The following is a 20,708-nucleotide window of genomic DNA, read 5'->3' on the forward strand; positions in this document are numbered from 1 at the left end:
CCTGATTTCAGCGCCCCTCCCCCTGTGCGGCCTTCATGGCCTTCCGGCGCAGCTGGCCGCAGGAGGCGTCGATGTCGCCCCCCAGCTTCCGCCGGACGGTGACGGTGACGCCGTGGCCCTCCAGACGTTTCTGGAAGGCGGCCACGCGGCGGCTGGGCTTCAGGGGACTCTCCTCCACCTCGTTGAGGGGGATCAGGTTCACATGACCGGGCGTGCCCTTCAGCAGACTGGCCAGCAGGTCGGCCTGCCAGTCGGCGTCGTTCACCTCGTCGATCATGGCGTATTCGTAGGAAATGCGCCGCCCGGTGGTCTGAAAATACCGGCGGCAGGTCTCCATCAGCTTTTCCACCCCCACCGAGCGGTTCACCGGCATGATCTTGGATCGGGTCTCGTCATCGGGAGCGTGAAGGGAGACGGACAGTGTCAATTGTAACCCACGCTGGGCCAGTTTGTCAATTTGCTCCACCAGACCGCAGGTGGACAGGGAAATATGCCGCATCCCGATGTTCATGCCCTCCGGGTGGTTGACCAGGGTGAGAAACTTCATCACCGTGTCGAAATTGTCCAGAGGCTCCCCGATGCCCATCAGGACGATATTGGAGATGGGGGCGCCGCTGTCCAGCTGGGTAAAGAGGACCTGGTCGATCATCTCCGCCGGGGTCAGATTCCGGACCTTGCCCGCGATGGTGGAGGCGCAGAAGGCGCAGCCCATTCGGCAGCCCACCTGGCTGGAGATGCACACAGTGTTGCCGTGCTTGTAGCGCATCAGCACCGTCTCGATACAATTGCCGTCGGCCAGCTCCCACAGGTATTTGATGGTGCCGTCCTGGGCGGACACCTGCTTCCGGGCCACCTGGGGGGCGGTGATGAAGCAGGTCTCCTCCAGCTTCTGCCGCAGGGTTTTGGACAGGTCGCTCATCTCGTCGAAGGAGGTGGCCCCCCGGTACAGCCAGCGGAACACCTGCTTGGCCCGGAAGGCCGGCTCCCCCTGGTCCCGGAACCAGGCGGTAAGCTCCTCCAGTGTCATGGATTTGATGTCGGTCAAAGGGTATCCTCCCCTTTTCTCAGTTTGCAGATAAAGAAGCCGTCCGTCCCGTGGCGGTGGGGCCAGAGAGTGACCATGCCGTCCTCCACCTCCCCAACGGGACCAGGGAGTGTAAAGGCTTCTGCCTTGTAAGTTGGATGGCCCTCCAAAAAGTCCCGGACCACCGCCTCGTTCTCCCGCCGCAGCAGGGTGCAGGTGGAGTAGAGCAGCGTCCCGCCGGGCCGCACATACCGGGCGGCGTTGGCCAGGATGGCCGACTGGACGGCGGGCAGCTCTGCCAGGGGCTTCGGATCTTTATAGCGGATATCCGGTTTTTTCCGAATGACCCCCAGCCCCGAGCATGGGGCGTCCACCAGTACCAGGTCAAAGGCATTCTCCCACTGGGAGCGGAACACCTTGCCGTCGGCGGTCATGGGGGCCACGATGTCCAGACCAAGCCGGTCCGCCCCGGCCTGAATCAGTTTTTTCTTATGGGGGTGGAGGTCGCAGGAGACCACTTCTCCCCGGTTCTCCATGGCGATGGCGGCGGCGAAGGACTTGCCGCCAGGGGCCGCGCAGCAGTCCAGCACCCGCATCCCGGGCTTGGGGTCTGCCGCCATGATGGCCGAGCGTGAGGCAGGGTCCTGGACGTAGAACAGTCCCTCCTGGAACGCGGTGAGCCGCTCCAGATCGCCGGTGCGGCTGAGCAGCAGGCAGTCCTCCAGCCAGGAGTGAGGCCGCACCTCTACCCCCGCCTCCTTCAGACGGAGGGTCAGTTCCTCCCCCGTGGTCCGGGTGGTGTTCACCATGACGCAGGTGGGCGGCTGGCTGTTGTCAGCGGCCAGAAGCTGGGCCGCCTCCTCTGCTCCAAGTGTAAGGATAAATTCCTTTACAAGCCACTCTGGATGGGAGTAAAGGGTGGACAGGTACGCCGCCTGGTCCCCCTGGGGGATCACCGGCAGGTCATTGAGGCTGCGCTCCAGGCTGCGGAGGATGCCGTTGACCATCCCCGCCGCCCGGGGGTTCTTGCAGTTGGCCTTGGTGATGGCCACCGCGCTGTTCACCGCCGCGCTGTGGGGAATTTTATCCAGAAACAGCATCTGGTAAGCTCCCAGACGCAGGATCTGGACCACCTTTCCCTCCATGCGCTTCAGGGGGATATTGGAGAATTTGGACAGGTAGAAATCCAGCAGCAGCTGGTTCTGGAGCACGCCGAAACACAGCTGCGTGGCCAGGGCCGCGTCCCGGCTGTCCAAATCGGCGGCCGCCAGCTGCTTTTTCAGCACACCGTCCGACCACCCTCCCTGCCGCTGGCAGGCGTTTAAGGTCAGCATCGCCGCTTCCCGCGCGTCCATATCCTCTGCCTCCTTGTGTGTTAGTTGTGGATCCTTTTCTTGTAAGAAAAGAATCAAAAGAACTTTGGCGCAAAACTTCGTTTTGCTTCCACCTTTGGATCGACCTGCGGAAACAACGAACCGTGTTCTTTGAAGAAAACTGTCCTTTGGGCGCATCGTGATGCGCCCCTACGGCCCGTAGGAGCGGCCCCATATGGCTACCCGCATTCGGCGGGGGCAAGCCCCCGCCCTACCGGCGCAAACATCCGACATATGCCGGAACCCGGACACGACAAGCCGTCTTCCTGCGCCATTCAAAAGCAATACTCCTCCAGCGCCGTCCGAGGCGAAACGCAGTTTCGCACAAAGTTCTTTGCCCCGCTTTCTTTCAAGAAAGCGGGTGGCCACGGAGGTAATCGGCGGCGGACATGCGGCGGCTGCCGGGCGCCTGGAGTTCCAGTACCCGGAGGACCTGCCCATCCCCGCAGGCGATGTCGATGCCGTCCTTTCCGGCGGCCACGATGGTCCCGGGCGCGGCAGAGACAGCTTTTCCCGGCACCGCGGAGCGGTAGAGCTTCACCGTATCCCCGGAGATCACGTCGGTGGAGGTGGCGGGCCAGGGGTTCAGCCCCCGGATCTTGTTGTGGATCGCCCAGGCGCTCTGGCTCCAGTCGATGGGCGACAGCTCCCGGGACAGCATGGGGGCGTAGGTGACCTGGGCCAGGTCCTGGGGGGTCCGGCGGACAGTCCCCGCCTCGATCTGAGCCACCGTCTTCACCAACAGCTCTCCGCCCAGAGCGGCCAGCCGGTCGTGGACGGCCTCCACCAGTTCATCCGGTCCGATGGGGGTACTGGCCTGGGCCAGAATGTCGCCCCCGTCCAGCTCCTTCACCACGTCCATGATGGTCACGCCTGTCTCCTTGTCCCCGTTGACCACCGCCCAGTGGATGGGTGCGGAGCCCCGGTACTTGGGCAGCAGAGAGGAGTGGACATTGATGCAGCCCTTGGGCGGCAGCGCCAAGATCTCATCGGGCAGGAGACGGCCATAAGCCGCCACAACGATGAGCTCAGGGGCCAATTTCTTCAGCTGGGCTAGGGCCGCCCCGTCCCGCAGCCTGGCAGGCTGAAACACAGGGATGTTATGGGCCAGGGCGCACTCCTTCACGGGAGTGGGCTTCAGCTTGTTCTGGTGCCGGCCCACAGGCTTGTCCGGCTGGCTGAATACCCCGCAGACCTCATGTCCCGCGGCGATCAGCGCCTCCAGAGAGGGCACGGCAAAATCGGGGGTGCCCATGAAGACGATCCTCATCGGTCCGCCTCCTGCTCCTCCATCATCTGGTCCAGTTCCTCACTGGTATAGAGCTTTTCACAAAGCTCGGTGTACAGATGGCCGTCCAGATGGGCCAGCTCATGACAGAAGCAGCGGGCGGTGAGTCCGGTGCCCTCCGTCTCAAACCAGTTCCCGTTCCGGTCCTGGGCCTTCACCCGCACCCACTCGGGGCGCTTCACATAGCCCCACATGCCGGGGACGGAGAGGCAGCCCTCCAGACCGTCCTGTTCTCCCTTCTGGGCCAGGATCTCGGGGTTGACCAGCTCTAGCATCTCCCCCTCCCCGTTGACCACCAGCACAACGCGGCGAAGGATGCCCACCTGGGGGGCGGCCAGCCCCACGCCGTTGGCCTGGGTCAGGGTCTCCCGCATGTCATCCAGCAGGTCGGCCAGCTTGCCGTCAAACTTGGTGACGGGGTGGCAGGCTTTGTTTAGCACCGGGTCATCCCCGGTAATAATGGTACGGATCGCCATAATCATTCTCCTCCATGTGGTAAAAATTCAGCTTTGATAGGGGTCCAGGTCCGCGTAGACCGACACCCCGCGGTTTTCCTTATCCTGATGGGCCGCCCGAAGCAGGTGGGCGATAAGGGCCCTGCTTTCTTTATCGTTCTTGCCTGTGAGGGTCAGACGGTAGCGCCAGCGGTTGTTCACCCGGGCCACTGCCGCCGGAGCGGGGCCCAAGATCTGCCAGCCTCCCCGCCGTCCCAGTCCGTTCTCCAGGGCCTGACGCAGGCGGACGCAGCACCGGAGCACCGCCCCTTCCTCCGGTCCCGAGGCGGTAATGACCACCACGTCGGAGAAGGGCGGGCAGCTCCGCAGCTTCCGGAGCTGGATCTCCGTCTCGTAGAACCGGCCATAGTCCTGGCGGGCGGCAAACCGGATCACATCGTTGTCGGGCGTATAGGTCTGGATGACCGCACGGCCCTGCTTCTCGCCCCGGCCGGCCCGGCCCACCACCTGAGTCAGCAGGGAGAAGGTCCGCTCCCCCGCCCGGAAGTCGTCCACGTACAGGGACAGGTCGGGGGCGATCACCCCCACCAGGGTCACATTTTCAAAATCCAGCCCCTTGGCCACCATCTGGGTGCCCACCAGAATGGGCACCTTGTCCTTGCGGAAGTGGTCCAGCAGCTTTTCGTGGGGGTTGGCGGCGGTGACAGTGTCCGTGTCCATCCGCAGGACCTCCACGCCGGGAAACAGCTCTTCCAGCTCCTCCTGGACCCGTTGGGTCCCCACTCCGATGAAGTTCAGCAGACCCCCGCAGACGGGACAGGCCCGGGGCAGGGGCTGGGAATAGCCGCAGTGGTGGCACATGAGCCGCCCGTTGGCCGAATGGTAGGTCAGTTTAACGGAGCACCGGGGGCACTCGGGCACCGCGCCGCACTCCCCACAGGACACCATTCGGTTGGCCCCCCGGCGGTTCAGAAACAGAATGGACTGCTCCCCCCGGTACAGGTTGGCCTGAAGCTCCTCTTTCAGCACGGAGCTGATGGTGGTGTCGTTTCCCCGGCGCAGCTCCTCCTTCATGTCCGCAATGAGGACCTGGGGCAGCGCCTTCTGATTGTAGCGGTTTTTCAGCCGGAACAGGTGGAAGGAGCCCTCCTCCGCCTGGTACATGGTCTCCACCGAAGGGGTGGCGGAGCCCAGCACCAGCAGGGCCTTATGCTGGACGCAGCGGTACTTGGCCACATCCCGGGCGTGGTAGCGGGGAACGTTTTCCGACTTATAGCTGTTTTCCTGCTCCTCATCCAGAATGATCAGGCCCAGATCGTCCAGCGGGGCAAAGACCGCCGACCGGGTCCCGATGACCACACAGGCGTCCCCATTTCTGGCCCGCTTCCACTCGTCGTACCGCTCTCCCGCCCGGAGAGAGCTGTGGAGCACAGCGATCTTGTCGCCGAAGTGGGAAGCAAATATCCTTAACAGCTGCGGCGTCAGAACGATCTCCGGCACCAGCACCAGGGCCTTGCGCCCCTGGGCCAGCATCTCCTGGATCAGGCGGATGTAAACCTGTGTCTTGCCGCTGCCGGTGACGCCGTACAGGAGGGCGGCGGCGGGCTTTCCGGTCCGGGTCAGGGCCAGCAGACCCTCAAAGGCCGCCTGCTGCTCCCCGTTCAGCACCGGAGGGGGCGCCGGCTCCACCTCCCCGGTGGGGACGCGGCGGAAGACCTCCTGCTTTTCCAGGGTAAGAATACCGCTTTTTTCCAGGGACTTGACCGTGGGCATGGAGGCCCCGGTGAAGTAGCAAAGCTCCTTGGCGGAGGCGGCTCCCAGGGTGCACAGCAGTTCGGTGACGGCATAGCGCAGGGGGGCGGACTTCCGCCGCGGGGTCACCACGGCCATGGCTTCCTCCGCCGGGACGGCCAGGACGGCCACCTTCTCCGTCTTGTCCCCCACCCCCCGCTGGGTGCTGGTCTCCAGGGCCACGATTCCCTGTTCCGCCAGCCTGTGGATGACGGGGTTGGGGTCCCTGGTCCCAAAGGCCAGACGGATCTGCTCCATCTCCCCTTGCCCGCCCCAGCCGTAGAGCAGGTCCAGGAGCTTGCTCCCCCCGAACACACCTTCAGCGGCGGCGTAGTTCCCCTCCCGGTCTGCCGGGCGGACCAGGGACACACAGTCCCGCAGGGAGAAGTACAGCCCCGCGGGGAGCATGGCCTTGACGCAGTCATAGAGGGTACAGAAGTACCGCTCCCGCATCCAAAGGGCCAGCTGGATGGCCTTGTGGTCCAGCACCGGAGTCTGGTCCAGCTGGGCCCGGATCTCCTTCAGATTCTGACCCGCGCCCTGCTCCTCACAGACAGACAGGACGATGCCGTCAGAGCCCCGGTTGCCCGACCCGAAGGGGACCAGCACCCGCACGCCGGGTCCCAGGCTGTCCTCCAGCTCCCGGGGGACCAGATAGTCATACGGCTTGTCAATGGCGTAGATCGCCTTGGATACCGCGACTTTCGCCACCTTGCGCCCCAATGTTTTCTTCCTCCCTTATATTCGGAAAAACCAAAACAAGCGCAGGGGGATCCCTTCGCTTGTTTTGCTCCTTATTGCAGTTTGTCGTCCAGCTTGCCCTCGGCCACCTCACGGATGGCGATGCTGACGGGCTTGTCATCCAGGGGCTCGCCGGCGGCCTCGGCCTCACTGGCGATCTGACGGGCCCGGCAGGCCACCACGTTCACCAGCTCATAGCGGCTGGGCACCTTCTTCAGCAGGTCTTTCATAGCGGGATAGAGCATCATAGTGCAAGACTCCTTCTTTTCCATTCAAAATAACTTCGGGGACCGCTCCAAACGGGATCGTCCCCCGCAGGCATCAGATAAACTGGGACAGAATGTCCCGGCGGTTCTCCACCTGGCACTCGGCCGCGGTGAGGATGGCCTCGATCTCCTCCACGGCGTTGGACACCTTGTCGTTGATGACCAGGTAGTCGTAGTTGGGGATCTCCCGGAACTCCAGCCGCGCCTTCTCCAGCCGGCCGGCGATCACATCCTCGCTGTCCGTGTTCCGGCCGTGGAGGCGGCGGGACAGTTCCTCAAAGGAGGGCGGGATAATGAAGATGAGCAGCGCCTCGGGACACCGGGCCCGGACCTTGGCCGCGCCCTGGACCTCGATGTCCAGCAGCACGTCCACCCCGGCCTCCAGCCGCTCCCGGATAGCCTTCAAGGAGGTGCCGTAGTAGTTGTCCACATACTCGGCATACTCCAGCAGCTCGTCGTCGGCGATCATCCGCTCGAACTCCGTACGGTCCACAAAGTTGTAGTTTACCCCGTTCTGCTCCCCCACCCGGGGCTTCCGGGTGGTGTAGGAGACGGAAAAGTACAGGTTGGACCGCTGGCCCATCAGCTCGGCAATGACGGTGCTCTTGCCCACGCCGGAGGGGCCGGACAGGACAATGAGCTGCCCCTTGTCTTTCTTCTTTACTGCCATTCTTCTTCCTCCTCCCCGTCCGCCGGCTCCCCGGACAGGCGGTTGGCCACCGTCTCGGGCTGGAGGGCGGACAGTACCAGATGGTCGTTATCCATGACCAGAACAGCGCGGGTGCGCCGTCCGTAGGTGGCGTCGATGAGCATCCCCCGGTCCCGCGCCTCCTGGACCATACGCTTGATGGGAGCGGACTCCGGGCTGACCACGGCGATCAGCCGCTGGGGAGAAACCAGGTTGCCAAACCCGATGTTGATAAGCTTCACCGGAGTTCCCCCTTACTCAATGTTCTGGACCTGTTCCCGAATCTTCTCGATCTCGGCCTTGATGTCCACCACATGGCGGGCGATCTCGATGTCGCTGCACTTGGAGCCGATGGTATTGGCCTCCCGGTTAAACTCCTGGATGAGGAAATCCAGCTTCCGTCCGGTGGCGCCGCCCTTGGCCAGCATCTCCCGGAGCTGGCCGATATGGCTGCGCAGGCGGACCGTCTCCTCGTCCACGGCGATCTTGTCCGCGAAGATGGCGGCTTCCGTGAGGATGCGGGCGGGGTCGATCTGGGTGTTGGCTAGGACCTCGTTCATCTTGGCCTCCAGCCGGGCGCGGTATTCCGACACGGTCTGGGGGGAGCGCTCCTCCACCAGGGCCACCTTGGACTCAATGGTCTCGGCCCGGGACAGGATGTCGTCCCGGAGCCGCTCTCCCTCCCGGGTGCGCATCTGGTCGAAGTCAGCCAGAGCCCGGTCCAAAACGGAACAGATGTCCTTGGCCATCTGCTCCACGTCTTCCTCCGCCTTCTCGGCCAGCAGGACGTCGGGGAACCGGGACAGCAGAGAGACGGAGATGTCGTTGGACAGGTGGTACTCCTCCGCCAGCTTCGTCAGGGCGGCGTAGTAGCCGTCGGCCACCGGCTTGTTCACGGACACCTGGACCTTGTCGGCCCCGGCGTTGTCCAAGGTGACGAACACGTCCACCTTTCCCCGGGAAATGGTGTTCTGGACTCTTGATTTGATGGCGTCCTCCGCGAAGAGGTACAGCCGGGGGATGCGGACGCTGCAGTCCAGATAGCGGTTATTGACGGAGCGCAGCTCCACGGTGATGGTACAGCCGTTGACGGTCTCCTCCGCCCGGCCGTACCCTGTCATGCTTTTGACCAAAGTGGTCACTCTCCTTATGTGATGATCAATATGGACCCGCCCGCCGGCCCGGACCCAGCCGGGTCAACAGCAGAGCGATGAGCTTGGATAATCCGAAATCATAGGCCAGAAAGACCAGGTTGCCCAACACACCGAGCAACACGCCCCGCTCGCCCAGCCAGGGCGGCAGATGGGGCAGAAGCAGCCCACGCAGGACAAACCAGGCGATGGTCAAGGCGGCGTTGAAGAAGGCCAGCTTCAGCACCCACTCCACCGGACGGCGGCGGATGGCCTCGATCCGGCTCTTTATCACGGGATAGATCCCCAGAAAGATCAGGTACAGGACCGGCACGCCCTTGTCAGGCAGCAGGACCAGGCCCAACAGGCCCGCCGCCGCCCAGCACAGGTAGCCCATGCCTCTCCCCGCGGCCAGCACCCCGGCCACGGGAAACAGCCCCGCCACGGCGGTGAGCCCCATCCGTCCCGACGGCGCCAGACAGGCCAACCACAGTATAGCCAGACTTCCGGCGGCCAGCACGCCCCCCAGGGCGGTCCGTCCGCTTCCCTTTGAAAACGGCGCATTCGCCATGTTAACAGTGGCCTCCTCCGCACAGGCAGTTCAGGCACAGCATGGTGGTACAGCAGTCCAGGCCGTCCACCGTGTTGGTGTATCCATAGGGGCGGTAGCCTCCGCCCCGCTGCTGCATCATATTCAGGGCCTGACGGTATTCCATGTTGCTCGGCTCCATCTGGACGGCCAGGGTGTAATTCTGCATGGCCTCGTCCAGCCAGCCCTTCCGGTAGGCGATGCTGCCGGACAGGAAGTACCACTCCCCGTCCTTCTGCCCTACCTCGTAGAGCAGCCGCTCCGCCGTCCCCAGGTCCCCGGCGTTGATGAGGTTGCGCACCCGGGCGTAGGTGGGGTTGTTGGAGGAGTAGCTTCTCTGCTGCTGGGCGTAGCCGCCATAGCTCCCGGAGGACTGCTGCTGGTAGCCGCCCCCTCCGGCGCGCTGCTTGGTGATGGCGTCGTAGGCCTCGTTGATCTCCTTCATCTTCTCCTCAGCCAGATCGGCCAGAGGATTGTTCTGGTAGTTGTCCGGATGGTATTTCCGGGCCAGCTCCCGGTACGCCTTCTTCACTTCCTCGTCGCTGGCGTTCTGACTGACGCCCAGGACGCTGTAAGGATCTTTCATTGGCCGTTTCTCCATATCTTTTGTTTTTTGATCTGAGCCCAGCTGCCGTCAAAGACGGCCCGCTGTACCAGGGGCAGGCCCAGGTATACAACATTTTCCAAAACCGGGGTCCTGCACCCGAAGTCCCCCAATTGCAGGGCCGCCCCCATCAGTTCCAGGGAGTGGTCCAGGGTCAGCTTCAGGGCCTGGTCATCCCCTTCCGGTCCGTACCGGGCCGCTACCGGATTATAGCGGTCCGCCTCCCGGTCCTCCGCCAGGTCATCCCGGGCGTCGATGAGGTAGATCCAACGGCCCAGGTGGTAGAGCAGCTGCTCCAGCACCCGGCTTCTGGGATCAGAAGACGGGGCCGCCGACCGGAGCAGGCGGGCGAAGGTATCCGCCGTCCGGTCCAGGGAGGCGCACTGTTCTGTCTCCAGGGCGGTCAGCTCCTCCAGGCTTCCTTGCACCGCCCGGTCAAATTCAGGCCGCAGCCCCGCCGCCTTCCGGTAGGCGGGATAGAGCAGTCCGGACAGGGCCTGGGCGGACATCCCTTCCCAAAATTCCTCATCCCGGACCGAGTCCCTCAGCTTCCACCAGGCCAGAATGATACTCTCGTCCGCCGCCAGCTCCAGGGCGGGGCTGTCAGGGCACATGGGCTTTTGGACCAGGGGATTGGCGTGGCACCGGCCCCGGCAAGGGGTAAAGGTATTCTCCGGCTGCCACAGCAACAGGGCGAGGAAAGTAAAATCAAAGTTCAGGAACATGGGGGCTACCGGACCGTACCGCCGGCGCAGACACCGGCACAGGCCACAGTAAGTGGCCCGGTACAGGTCGAAGTCCCGGCACTTCAGCTCCTGACGCAGGGGACGCACATAGCCGAACACCCAGCCGTCCTCAGCCCAGCAGCTTCAGGATGCGGAACTCGGGAGCCTGACGGCGTGTGATGGCCCGGTTGGCCAGCACGGCGGGCACAAAGCCCGCCACCAGGCCCAGGACCGCCGTTCCCAGCGCCGCCATATCTCCCAGGCCCAGCAGGCTCTGACCCAGGACATAGCCAAGGCCCAGACCCAGGCAGGGCAGCAGGAACACGATGACGGAAGTCATGATGTTGTGGCCGTCCACCGGCTCCACCTCCACCACGCTGCCGGGGACCGCGCCCACGGAATTGCTGGCCAGGGCCAGGATCTCCTCCTTGGGCTTCTGCCCGCAGCCGGCGCAGGCACCGTCACAGTGGAGTCCACACTCCATCTGCCGCAGGAGGGAGACCTGGACCACTCCATCCCCCACGATCTTCTTCACAATTGCGTTTTGAACCATAGCTGATGTTTTCCTCCAGGCAGGGCCGCGTTTCCGGCTACCTGCTGATATTGACCACAATGGAATACTCTCCGATGACACCCACCGAACTGCTGGCGTCCAGATAGACCTTCACGGGAATGGAATAGGTCCCCACCGTTGTGATCTCCGACATGTCGGCCACAATGCGCAACTGGCTGGCGTCCACCGTGGCCAGGTCCTTCTCCTTGCCCCGGACCACCACGGTCCGTACCTGGGTGGCGGAGGTCACCGTGTATCCCTCGGGCACGTTGGACAGAATGATGTTGTCCACATCAAAGGTGCGGGTGGAAAGTCCGCTGACCGTCACCTTAACGGTAGCCTGGGTGATGCCGCTGACGTTCTCCAGACTGGGATCCAGGTCGATGGGCCGGACGATGGAGTTGGTGCCGATCACCTTGGCCAGGTCCACGCTGCCCAGGGAGATCTCCGTCAGGTCCCGCAGGTCCTCCTCGGCCCCCGAGACCGTGATGGTCTTGGGATCGATCTCATACTTGATGTCATCCTCGGTGGCGCCGCCGCCGGTCTGGAAATTCACCGTCAAGGGAATCTCCTTGACAACCACCACCGGCAAGACCACATAGGCGGAGCTGGTGTCCAGCGTGATCTCCATGCCCTCCAGCACCTCGCCGGAGGCGTCCAGCAGGGTCAGGGGCAGGTCGCCGGCAAACCGCTCATCCAACTGCTCGTCCTCCAGAATGGCCACTACTTTGGCCACCCGGCTCACCTGCTCCACCGCGCCGCTGACCACCACGGTCTCCGGGCTGATGGCGGGGGTACCGGCCTGGTATCCCTTGGCCACCTTGCCCTTGAGCTGGAACTCCACGGTGAAGGTCTTGGTGTACAGCTTTTCCACGGTGACGGTAATGGAATCCGGGTTCCGGTTGGTGGTGACCAACTTCTCTGTGTTCACATTGCTGGGGTACACCGGGGTGTAGAGCAGCTTGTTCTCCCCCTCCACGCACTTGGATACATCCACGGTCACGTAGATATCCTTCCGGTTCCGGATCAGGTCATCCAGCACGCTGGTGGGGCCCTCCACCTTCAGGTTGACTGTGTCGGCGGACAATTCCGCCACCGTCAGTCCCTGACGGGTGAGCACCGTGCTCCCCGTTGTCTGGACAGGGATGTTATAGAGCCAACTGTCGTCCATGGGGTCCTGTTCCGCCCGGACATAGAGCCAGAACGTGATCGCCAGGGCCACGGAGATCAGCACATAGACCCACTTGCTTTCCCGAAGTTGTTCCATCATGTCTGATCCTCCTTCCGGCTCCGGCCCAGGATCAGGTTGACCAGCTGGCTCTGCCCGTTTTTCTTCTCCTCCTGGCTGTCGCTGAGCAGCTCGTTGCGCAGCAGGCGCTCCAGGGTCTCAGGGGCCAGGTGCCGCTTGAGCATCCCGCCCACGGCGGCGGAGATGGAGCCCGTCTCCTCAGAGACGATGACCACCACCGCGTCGGAGTGCTCGCTCATGCCGATGCCGGCCCGGTGGCGCATGCCCAGGTCCCGGCTCAGATTCACGTTGCCGGACAGGGGCAGCATACAGCCCGCGCCCACAATACGGCCCTCCCGCACGATGACAGCGCCGTCGTGGAGGGGAGCCTTGTTCCAGAAAATATTCTTTAAAAGCTCACTGGATACCGCACAGTCCAGGGCGGTCCCCGTCTTGATCACATCGTCCAGCAGATTCTGCCGCTCAAAGACCATCAGGGCCCCCACCTTGTCCCGTGACATGTCGGTGTAAGCGGCGGTGGTCTCAGTGATGGCGGATTCCAGGTCCATGGGGGTGGCCTTGTTGGACGTGAATACCAAGCCCAAACGGCTGCTGCCCACCCGCTCCAGCAAGCGGCGCAGCTCCGGCTGGAACAGGATGACCAGCACCAGAAGGCCGTATTCCACCACCAGGTTCAGCAGAAAGCTGGTGGCCGTCAGGGGGATCTCCGAGGAGATCCACATGGCCAGCATCAGCATCAGGATGCCCCGGAGGACCCTCCCGGAACTGCTCTTGCGCAGCATCCACAGCAGCTTGTAAATCAGGAAGGAGAGAATGGCAATATCCGCTACGTCCCAGATCCGCAGCCGGATCATAGGCAGCTGAGACTGCATAAATATCTGGGCCGTTTCCAACATGGAACTCACCTCTTTCATTCTCCGCGCAGACTGCCGTTCTGTCCCGCCGGCTGATCGGTTTTCCCGGGGACAGCCGCTTCGCAGCCTATCCATTAGATAATATTATACGATATTCCGACTGGATTGGCAACATGAAAGAGGGAGCGGGAAATGAAAATTTCATGAATTTTTCGGGGAATGTTTTCCGTTTCTGTCAATCCCCAATTGTCCCCGGAGCCCTCCTGCCCTGCCCGGGCATGTCCCTGTCCCGCGGGCGGCGGTCCGGTCCGGGGCCGCTGCTTCTTCCCATACGGATACCGCCGTCTCTGTCGGGACGGCGGTACCGGCGTTGGTATTCCGGCTCTATGGTTTATTCAGCCCCTCCATGGCCCGGAGGAACTGGCAGATCTCCCCCTCCCGGTTGAAGGGGGACACGCTGGCCCGGACGGTCCCTGTCTCCAGCGTACCGGCGCTCCGGTGAGCCAGGGGGGCGCAGTGGAGCCCTGCCCGCAGGGCGAATCCCCGGTCGCCCAGGGCCTCCCCCAGTTCCTCGCAGTCCCGGCCCTCCATCAGGAAGGACAGCACGCCCCCCTGGGCCTCCGGGTCCTCCGAGAGAAACACCCGAAGTCCGGGCAAAGCGGTCAGCCCCTCCCCCATCTTCCGGATCAGGCAGCTCTCCCGGCGGCCGATTTCTTCCACCCCCTGCCGCCGCACAAAACGGATGCCCTCCAGCAGGCCGGCCACGCCGGTGATGTTGTGGGTCCCCGCCTCCAGGCGATCAGGCAGAAACTCAGGCATGGTCTGGCTGAGGGACTGGCTGCCCGTCCCTCCCTCCAGCAGAGGCTCCGCTTCCCCGGCGCAGAGCAGCAGTCCGGTGCCCTGGGGGCCGAACAGACCCTTGTGTCCCGGCATGGCCACAAAGGCAACCCCCAGAGCCTGAAAGTCCAGGGGAAGGCACCCGGCCGACTGGGCGGCGTCCACGATAAGCGGCACTCCCTTCGCACGGCACAGGGCAGCGATCTCCTCCAGGGGAAGTATGAAGCCGAACACGTTGGACACATGAGTGCAGACCGCCGCGTCCACGCCCCGGTCCAGTTCCCGTCGGAAGGACTCCACCATGGCAGCCTGGTCAAACAGCGGCCCTTCCGCCACCCGTACCTCCACCCCGGGGATCGCATGGAGGGGCCGGGTCACGGCGTTGTGCTCATAGCCGGAAATCACCACCCGGTTTTTGGGCTTCACCAGGGATTTGATGGCGATATTCAGTCCATGGGTGGCGTTGAAGGTAAAAACCACCTGCTCCGGCGAAGTGACGTGGAACAGGGCGGCCGCTTCCTCCCGGCAGGCGAAGGCTGTCTCCGAGGCGGCCATGGCGGGGCGGTGTCCCCCTCGTCCGGGACTGGCCAGATGGTTGATGGCATTTGCCGCCGCCCGGGCCACGGCAGGCGGCTTTTGCAGCGTGGTGGCGGCACTGTCCAGATAGATCACAGTTCCACCTCCTGATAGCTGCCGTCTCCGGCAGTGATGAAGATCCGTTTGGGACTCAGCGCCGCCCGTTCCAATACCCGCAGGGCGTCCGGCAGACTGCGCTGGGAGACTTTTACAGAGTGGCTGCACCCCTCCCCCGCGATGCTTTTGGGGGAGCGCAGGACCCGTGCCGTGATCCCCGCCCGCTCCAGGGCGGCGGCGGTCCGCTGGGCGTCGGTCAGGGAGCGGCACACGATGAGATAATAGAGCATAGCACAGTTCCTTTCCTGTACAGCGGGGCGGCGCCCGGGACACCGGGGCCGCCCTGAGAGAACCCTCCTCTCTGCCCCATCCTATGCGTCTGCCCCGGCGGCGGTGCTCAAAAAGAGAGGGCCTTCCGGCACACCGGAAGGCCCTGGTACCATATGAAGCTGTAAACGTCCCGTGGACATTCTTCCCTGAACTGGGCCCGGTCGCATCTTCCCGGCCGGACCGCAGGGGCCGTTCTTACGCCCGTTCCAGCAGGCAGACCGCGTGGGCGGCAATGCCCTCCCCGGCCCCGGTGAAGCCCAGTCCCTCCTCGGTGGTGGCCTTCACATTGACCTGCTCCGGCGCCACACCCATATGGGAAGCCAGATTCTCTCCCATTTTTCCGATATGCGGGGCCAGCTTGGGCCGCTGGGCCAGGATGGTGGCGTCCACATTGCCCACCTTCCAGCCCCGCGCCCGGAGCAGCCCCACCACGTGGTCCAGCAGGACCAGGCTGTCCGCCCCGGCGTAGGCGGGGTCGGTGTCGGGGAAGTGCCGGCCGATGTCCCCCAGCCCGGCGGCCCCCAGCAGGGCGTCCATGACGGCGTGGGTGAGCACGTCGGCGTCGGAGTGGCCCAGTAGGCCCTTCTCCCAGGGGATATATACTCCCCCCAGGATCAGCTTCCGGCCCTCCACCAGCTTATGTACGTCGTATCCGTGTCCGATGCGCATGTTATACTCCTCTCGCGCGGCCTTCCAGGATGGCCTCCCCCAACAGCAGGTCAAAGGGCGTGGTGATCTTGATGTTCTCCCGGCTCCCGGCGGTGAGGGACACCCTCATCCCCAGCCGCTCCACGGCGGCGCAGTCGTCGGTGAGGCTCTCCCCGTCCTGGACCGCCTTCTCCAGCGCCGCCCGGATGAGCCCCGCCTCAAAGACCTGGGGGGTCTGGACCGCCCGCAGCTGCTCCCGGTCCACCGTCTCCACCGTCTGGCCGTTCTCCTCCCGCTTAATGGTGTCGGTGATAGGTACGGCGGGGGCCGCCGCCCCGGTGGCCCAGCCCCGGGCCACCACCTCGTTCAGCACCTCCTGGGACACCAGGGGCCTGGCCCCGTCGTGGATGGCGATCAGCTCCGCCGCCGGATTCACCTCCCGGAGGCCGGCCAGCACCGAGTGGATGCGCTCCGCACCTCCCACCACCACCTTGGTCACCTTGTCCAGGCGGTAATCCTTGCAGAGGCCGCTGATCTCCACCAGCAGGTCCTCCCGGGTGACCACCACGATCTCGTCCACCCCGGGGCAGTCCTGAAAGGCGTACAGGGTGTGGACGATCACCGGCAGTTCCCCCAGGGGCGCCAGGATCTTGTCGATCCCCTCCATCCGCCGGGCCGAGCCCGCCGCCACGATCACCGCGGAGCACAGCCCCGGAGCCGCCTTTTTCTTTTGAAACAGGGAAAGCAGTCCAGCCATATCATGTCCTCCCGTTGGAAAATAGTTACAAGGCCAAAGGAGCCCGAAGGCCCCCCTGGCCCTTTGTCATCACAGTATGGGTATTCATTTCCAGTCTTCTTATGCCAAGGCGGTGTCCAGCTCCCGTTCCACCGCCTCATAGCTGAGGCTCTTGGACAGTACCAGCTCAGAGATCAATATCTGCCGGGCGGAGTGGAGCATCTTCCGCTCTCCGGTGGACAGGCCCCGGGCGGTGTCCCGGACCGTCAGGCCCTTGACCACCCGGGCCACCTCCAGAAGGTCGCCGCTTTTCAGCCGTTCCATGTTTTCCCGGTAGCGGTGGTTCCAGTTGGAGGTCATCTCCACCTGGATACCTGGGATGGCCGCCAGTACCGCGTCGGCCCGGGCCCGGTCCACCACGGGACGCACCCCGATCTCCTCGCTGTTTTCCACCGGGATCATCACCACCATGGAGCGCTCAGGCAGCTTCATGATGTAATACTCCCGGGTCACACCGCTCACCTTCTTCTGCACGACGCTCTCCAAGATCCCGGCGCCGTACATGGGGTGGACCACCTTATCCCCGATTTGGAACGACATTTGACACCTCCAGTCCGCAAAAGCCCCTATCTCACCATATTTTCCCCTTCATTATAACCATTTAAACTTTTACGTGCAAGGGAATTCGGGAATTTTAACGAAAATCACACATTTTTTACATATTCTCGTGGTTTTGACCAATCAAGATACAATGTATGGCGGAGGTAGGGAGGCAGGCGGATACGCCGGTCCGCAGATGCGGATAACTCCACAGACCGCTTCTCGGAGAACCGCGGCGTGCGGAACAAAAAGGGTCCGGACGCGGCAGCGTCCGGACCCTGATGGGATTTGCTTACTCCTGAGTCTCAGCCTCCTCCTCAGCGGCGGGAGCCTCCAGCAGAGCGCGGATGGACAGGGAGATCTTCTTGTTCTCCATGTCGATGTCGGTGATCTTCACGTCCACCTTATCGCCCTCAGCCAGCACGTCGCCGGGCTTGTCGATGCGGTGGTCGGCGATCTGGGAGATGTGGATCAGGCCGTCCACACCGGGGACTACCTCGGCGAAGGCGCCGAAGGTCATCAGCTTGACAATGCGGACGTTGGCCACGTCGCCCACCTGGTAGGTGCTGGTAAACACGGTCCAGGGCTCCTGGCTGTGGTCCTTCATGCCCAGGGAGATCTTCTTCTTCTCCTTGTCGGCGGAGATGACGTACACGTCCACGGTGTCGCCCACCTTGACCACCTCGGAGGGGTGCTTGATGCGGCTCCAGGACAGCTCGGAGATGTGGACCATGCCGTCCACGCCGCCGATGTCCACGAAAGCGCCGTAGGAAGTCAGGGACTTCACGGTGCCGGTGTAGTGCTTGCCTTCCTCGATCTCGGCCCAGACCTTCTCAGCGGCGGCGGCCCGCTCGGCGCGGGTGACCTTGCTGATGGAGCCCACCACGCGGCGGCGGGCACGGTTGACCTCGGTGATGACCAAGCGAACCTTCTTCTTCAGCAGCTCGCTCATGGGAGTCTCGCGGGGCAGGCCGGTCTGGGAGGCGGGAACGAAAACGCGGATGCCCTTGACGGAGACGACCACGCCGCCCTTGTTGTCCTCGGTGACGAAGCCTTCCACCACGGTCTCGTTGTCCTTGGCGGCCTCGATCTCCTCCCAGCCCTTGACCATGTCCAGACGCTTCTTGGACAGCTTGACCAGGCAGTCACGGTCACTGACCAGCATGACATAGCTCTCGATCTCGTCGCCCACCTTGACCACGTCCTCGGGCTTGACGTTGGGATCGTCGCTCAGCTCGGACAGGGGAATGTAGCCGGGGTACTTGATGCCCAGCTCGACCTGGATCTCAGTGGGCGTGATTGCCACTACGGTGCCGGTGACCTTATCTCCATTATTGATAGGCTTGATCGACTCCTCCAGCAGCTCCGCGAAGGATTTTTCGATCTCCATGATTTCATCGCTCATTTTGTTATAGACCTCCTTTATTATCCACGCGGGCGTGGACGCGCCCGCCGTGATGCCGATCGTTTCCGTCTGGGGAATGTGGGTCAGGTCCAGATCCTCCGCCCGCTCGATGAGACGGACGTCGGGACAGACCTCCCTGCACAGCTCCGCGAGCCGTTTGGTATTGGAGCTTTTCCGGTCCCCAATGACCACCATCATGCCGCACTTTTCAGCCAGCTGACGGGCCTCCTCCTGACGTTTGGACGTCGCTCCACATATTGTATCAAAAAATTCTGCGTTTGTACACTCTTTTTTTGCTTTTTTCACGCAGCTGTCCCAAATTTTCCTGGTGGAGGTGGTTTGGGACACAAAAGTGAGGGGCAGCCCACGGTGCTCCGGCCCTTGGGACAGCCAGGTTTCCAGGTCTTTTTCCCCGGAGAGGACCACGGGATGGCGGCACCACCCGGCGATGGCCCGGACCTCGGGATGGTCGGGGGTTCCCACGATGATAGGCTGTCTTCCCCGCTCCTCCGCCTGAGCCACGATCTGGTGGATGCGGGTGACGTTGGGGCAGGTGGCGTCCAGGACCCGGACGCCCCGGGCCTCCAGTCCCTCGTGGACCGCCCGGCTCTCCCCGTGGGAGCGGATGATGACCGCCGAGCCGTCCGGGACATCCTCGGGCCGCTCCACTGCCCGCAATCCCTGGCTGGCCAGGTGGTCCATCACGTCCTGGTTATGGATGATGGGACCCAGCATCACGCAAGGTTCCCCCTGCTTCGCCGTCTCCTCCGCCAGCTCCACCGCCCGGCGCACGCCGTAGCAGAACCCGGCGGACTTGGCTAAGACCAGCTTCATTCCCGGCCCTCCCCCAGCTTATGGACCCGGTCCATCAGGTCGCCCACAATGGCGTCCAGCTCATCGGGGGTGGGCTTCCGTCCGGCGTACCCGGGGTGGTAGGGCTTTCCGATGACCACCACGTTCCGGCCAAACACCTTTTTCTTCCGCTGAATATAGACAGGCAGCAGGGGCGCGCCCGTCCGGGTAGCGAACATAGCGGCGCCCGTCTTGGCGGTCACGTCCTCCCCATCGTGGACCCGGGTGCCCTCGGGGAACATAAGCAGCTTGTTGCCGTCTTTCAGGCATTTCAGGGCGGTCTTCACCGCCTTCATGTCCGCGTGGCCTCGGTCCACGCCGAAGACCCCGGCTTTCCCCAGGATCCAGCCCACAAAGGGGACCCGCATGATCTGGATCTTGGCCATGGCCCGCATGGGATATTTGCGTCCGAAGGCGAAGACCACGTAGAATGGGTCGCCGATGGTGCTGTGGTTGGGGCAGATGACCGCCGGACCGTCGGGGATGTTCTCCCGGCCGATGGCATGGACAGGGTGGATGAAATTCAAAATAGGCCAGAGAACGGCATACAGGAAATGAAACCAGGCGTCTTTCCGCCGGTCCTCCCGGCGGCTCTCCTCCTGGGCGGCTAGTTCCGTGCTCACAGGTCGATCTTCTCCTTTATGATGGCCAGCAGAGCCTCCAGGCTCGCGGCCAGATCCAGATTGGTGGTGTCAAGCAGCACCGCGTCCTCCGCCTGACGCAGGGGGGCGATGGGGCGGTTCCGGTCCTGCTCGTCCCGGGCGATGATGTCCCGGAGGACGGTGTCATAGTCGGCCTGCTGGCCACGCAGCTCCAGGTCCCGGAGCCGCCGGCGGGCGCGGGCCTCGGGGGCGGCGGTGAGGAACACCTTCACGTCGGCATGGGGCAACACCACGGTGCCGATGTCCCGGCCATCCATGAGCACGTCGTGCTCCCGGGCCAGCTTCCGCTGGAAGTCCAGCAGAAAGGCCCGCACCTCCGGGATGGCGGACACCTTGGAGGCCAGACCGGAGATTTTATGCTCCCGGATGGCGGAGGACACATCCTCCCCCTCCAGGAACATCCGCTGCTCCCCGTCGGGGCCGTAGTCCATCCTCAGGTCCAAGTTCTCCAGCAGGGGGACCACCTGGGCCGGGTCGACGGGGTCCGCCCCCGCCCGTACCGCCTTCAGGGCCACGGTGCGGTAGATGGCCCCGGTGTCCACATATAAAAATCCCAGCGCCTTGGCCGCCTGTTTGGCCAGAGTGCTCTTTCCGGCCCCGGCGGGGCCGTCGATGGCAACGCTTCTCATCCAGTGATCACTCCAATGGTTGTTAGTTGTGGATTCTTTTCTTACA

23 protein-coding genes are annotated in these 20,708 nt (G+C 63.6%); all 23 read right to left on the reverse strand.

The genetic code is table 11. The annotated features are described in order from the left end of the window. Positions 1 to 7: 7 nt before the first annotated feature. The 23 genes from rlmN to cmk all read right to left on the reverse strand — a co-directional run bounded on the left by rlmN (position 8) and on the right by cmk (position 20,662). Positions 8 to 1,045 (reverse strand): dual-specificity RNA methyltransferase RlmN, encoded by a 1,038-nt coding sequence (rlmN, locus tag I6E42_RS02685; protein WP_235370354.1) that lies wholly within the window; start codon positions 1,043 to 1,045, stop codon positions 8 to 10. Next, positions 1,042 to 2,379, reverse strand: coding sequence for a 16S rRNA (cytosine(967)-C(5))-methyltransferase RsmB (gene rsmB / locus I6E42_RS02690; protein WP_235370355.1), 1,338 nt, complete (start codon positions 2,377 to 2,379; stop codon positions 1,042 to 1,044). Before rsmB ends, rlmN begins: the two co-directional genes overlap by 4 nt. A gap of 367 nt (positions 2,380 to 2,746) precedes the next feature. Further along, positions 2,747 to 3,667: a methionyl-tRNA formyltransferase gene (fmt, locus tag I6E42_RS02695; protein WP_235370356.1), complete on the reverse strand. Its 921-nt coding sequence runs from the start codon at positions 3,665 to 3,667 to the stop codon at positions 2,747 to 2,749. Then, positions 3,664 to 4,161, reverse strand: coding sequence for a peptide deformylase (gene def, locus I6E42_RS02700; RefSeq protein ID WP_235370358.1), 498 nt, complete (start codon positions 4,159 to 4,161; stop codon positions 3,664 to 3,666). The genes fmt and def overlap by 4 nt, the downstream gene beginning before the upstream one ends. 27 nt (positions 4,162 to 4,188) lie before the next feature. Continuing rightward, complete coding sequence (gene priA, locus I6E42_RS02705; RefSeq protein WP_235370360.1) at positions 4,189 to 6,654, reverse strand: replication restart helicase PriA; 2,466 nt, start codon at positions 6,652 to 6,654, stop codon at positions 4,189 to 4,191. Positions 6,655 to 6,725: 71 nt separating this feature from the next. Continuing rightward, positions 6,726 to 6,920 (reverse strand): DNA-directed RNA polymerase subunit omega, encoded by a 195-nt coding sequence (gene rpoZ / locus I6E42_RS02710; protein ID WP_235370366.1) that lies wholly within the window; start codon positions 6,918 to 6,920, stop codon positions 6,726 to 6,728. A 73-nt stretch (positions 6,921 to 6,993) separates the two neighbouring features. Continuing rightward, a complete protein-coding gene (gene gmk / locus I6E42_RS02715; protein WP_235370367.1) occupies positions 6,994 to 7,608 on the reverse strand; it encodes a guanylate kinase in 615 nt (204 codons plus the stop codon). Further along, positions 7,599 to 7,868: an extracellular matrix/biofilm regulator RemA gene (gene remA / locus I6E42_RS02720; RefSeq protein ID WP_235370369.1), complete on the reverse strand. Its 270-nt coding sequence runs from the start codon at positions 7,866 to 7,868 to the stop codon at positions 7,599 to 7,601. Before remA ends, gmk begins: the two co-directional genes overlap by 10 nt. Positions 7,869 to 7,880: 12 nt before the next feature. Further along, complete coding sequence (locus I6E42_RS02725; protein WP_235370499.1) at positions 7,881 to 8,747, reverse strand: YicC/YloC family endoribonuclease; 867 nt, start codon at positions 8,745 to 8,747, stop codon at positions 7,881 to 7,883. A 37-nt stretch (positions 8,748 to 8,784) separates the two neighbouring features. Beyond that, a complete protein-coding gene (locus I6E42_RS02730; RefSeq protein ID WP_235370372.1) occupies positions 8,785 to 9,327 on the reverse strand; it encodes a hypothetical protein in 543 nt (180 codons plus the stop codon). A 1-nt stretch (position 9,328) separates the two neighbouring features. Beyond that, positions 9,329 to 9,931 (reverse strand): J domain-containing protein, encoded by a 603-nt coding sequence (locus I6E42_RS02735; RefSeq protein WP_235370373.1) that lies wholly within the window; start codon positions 9,929 to 9,931, stop codon positions 9,329 to 9,331. Continuing rightward, complete coding sequence (locus tag I6E42_RS02740; protein ID WP_235370376.1) at positions 9,928 to 10,794, reverse strand: DUF5685 family protein; 867 nt, start codon at positions 10,792 to 10,794, stop codon at positions 9,928 to 9,930. Before I6E42_RS02740 ends, I6E42_RS02735 begins: the two co-directional genes overlap by 4 nt. A gap of 10 nt (positions 10,795 to 10,804) precedes the next feature. Next, a complete protein-coding gene (locus tag I6E42_RS02745) occupies positions 10,805 to 11,227 on the reverse strand; it encodes a SoxR reducing system RseC family protein (protein ID WP_235370378.1) in 423 nt (140 codons plus the stop codon). Between the two features lie 37 nt (positions 11,228 to 11,264). After that, entirely contained in the window at positions 11,265 to 12,497 is a 1,233-nt protein-coding gene (locus I6E42_RS02750) for a CdaR family protein (protein WP_235370380.1), read from the reverse strand. After that, positions 12,494 to 13,372: a diadenylate cyclase CdaA gene (gene cdaA, locus I6E42_RS02755; protein WP_235370386.1), complete on the reverse strand. Its 879-nt coding sequence runs from the start codon at positions 13,370 to 13,372 to the stop codon at positions 12,494 to 12,496. Before cdaA ends, I6E42_RS02750 begins: the two co-directional genes overlap by 4 nt. Before the next feature lie 342 nt (positions 13,373 to 13,714). Then, on the reverse strand, positions 13,715 to 14,839 hold the full coding sequence (locus I6E42_RS02760; RefSeq protein WP_235370388.1) for an aminotransferase class V-fold PLP-dependent enzyme: 1,125 nt from the start codon (positions 14,837 to 14,839) through the stop codon (positions 13,715 to 13,717). Beyond that, entirely contained in the window at positions 14,836 to 15,090 is a 255-nt protein-coding gene (locus tag I6E42_RS02765) for a DUF3343 domain-containing protein (protein ID WP_235370390.1), read from the reverse strand. Before I6E42_RS02765 ends, I6E42_RS02760 begins: the two co-directional genes overlap by 4 nt. Positions 15,091 to 15,325: 235 nt before the next feature. Beyond that, entirely contained in the window at positions 15,326 to 15,799 is a 474-nt protein-coding gene (ispF, locus tag I6E42_RS02770) for a 2-C-methyl-D-erythritol 2,4-cyclodiphosphate synthase (protein WP_235370396.1), read from the reverse strand. A 1-nt stretch (position 15,800) separates the two neighbouring features. Further along, a complete protein-coding gene (gene ispD / locus I6E42_RS02775) occupies positions 15,801 to 16,535 on the reverse strand; it encodes a 2-C-methyl-D-erythritol 4-phosphate cytidylyltransferase (protein ID WP_235370399.1) in 735 nt (244 codons plus the stop codon). 99 nt (positions 16,536 to 16,634) lie between these two features. After that, positions 16,635 to 17,114 (reverse strand): CarD family transcriptional regulator, encoded by a 480-nt coding sequence (locus I6E42_RS02780; RefSeq protein ID WP_235370402.1) that lies wholly within the window; start codon positions 17,112 to 17,114, stop codon positions 16,635 to 16,637. A 292-nt stretch (positions 17,115 to 17,406) separates the two neighbouring features. Next, positions 17,407 to 19,353, reverse strand: a complete 1,947-nt coding sequence (locus I6E42_RS02785; protein WP_235370404.1) for a bifunctional 4-hydroxy-3-methylbut-2-enyl diphosphate reductase/30S ribosomal protein S1 — start codon at positions 19,351 to 19,353, stop codon at positions 17,407 to 17,409. Next, a complete protein-coding gene (locus I6E42_RS02790) occupies positions 19,350 to 19,994 on the reverse strand; it encodes a lysophospholipid acyltransferase family protein (protein WP_235370406.1) in 645 nt (214 codons plus the stop codon). Before I6E42_RS02790 ends, I6E42_RS02785 begins: the two co-directional genes overlap by 4 nt. Then, complete coding sequence (gene cmk / locus I6E42_RS02795; RefSeq protein ID WP_235370408.1) at positions 19,991 to 20,662, reverse strand: (d)CMP kinase; 672 nt, start codon at positions 20,660 to 20,662, stop codon at positions 19,991 to 19,993. The genes I6E42_RS02790 and cmk overlap by 4 nt, the downstream gene beginning before the upstream one ends. Positions 20,663 to 20,708 lie beyond the last annotated feature (46 nt).

The sequence above is a fragment of the Pseudoflavonifractor phocaeensis genome (assembly GCF_021531815.1).
Taxonomy (GTDB): domain Bacteria; phylum Bacillota; class Clostridia; order Oscillospirales; family Oscillospiraceae; genus Lawsonibacter; species Lawsonibacter phocaeensis_A.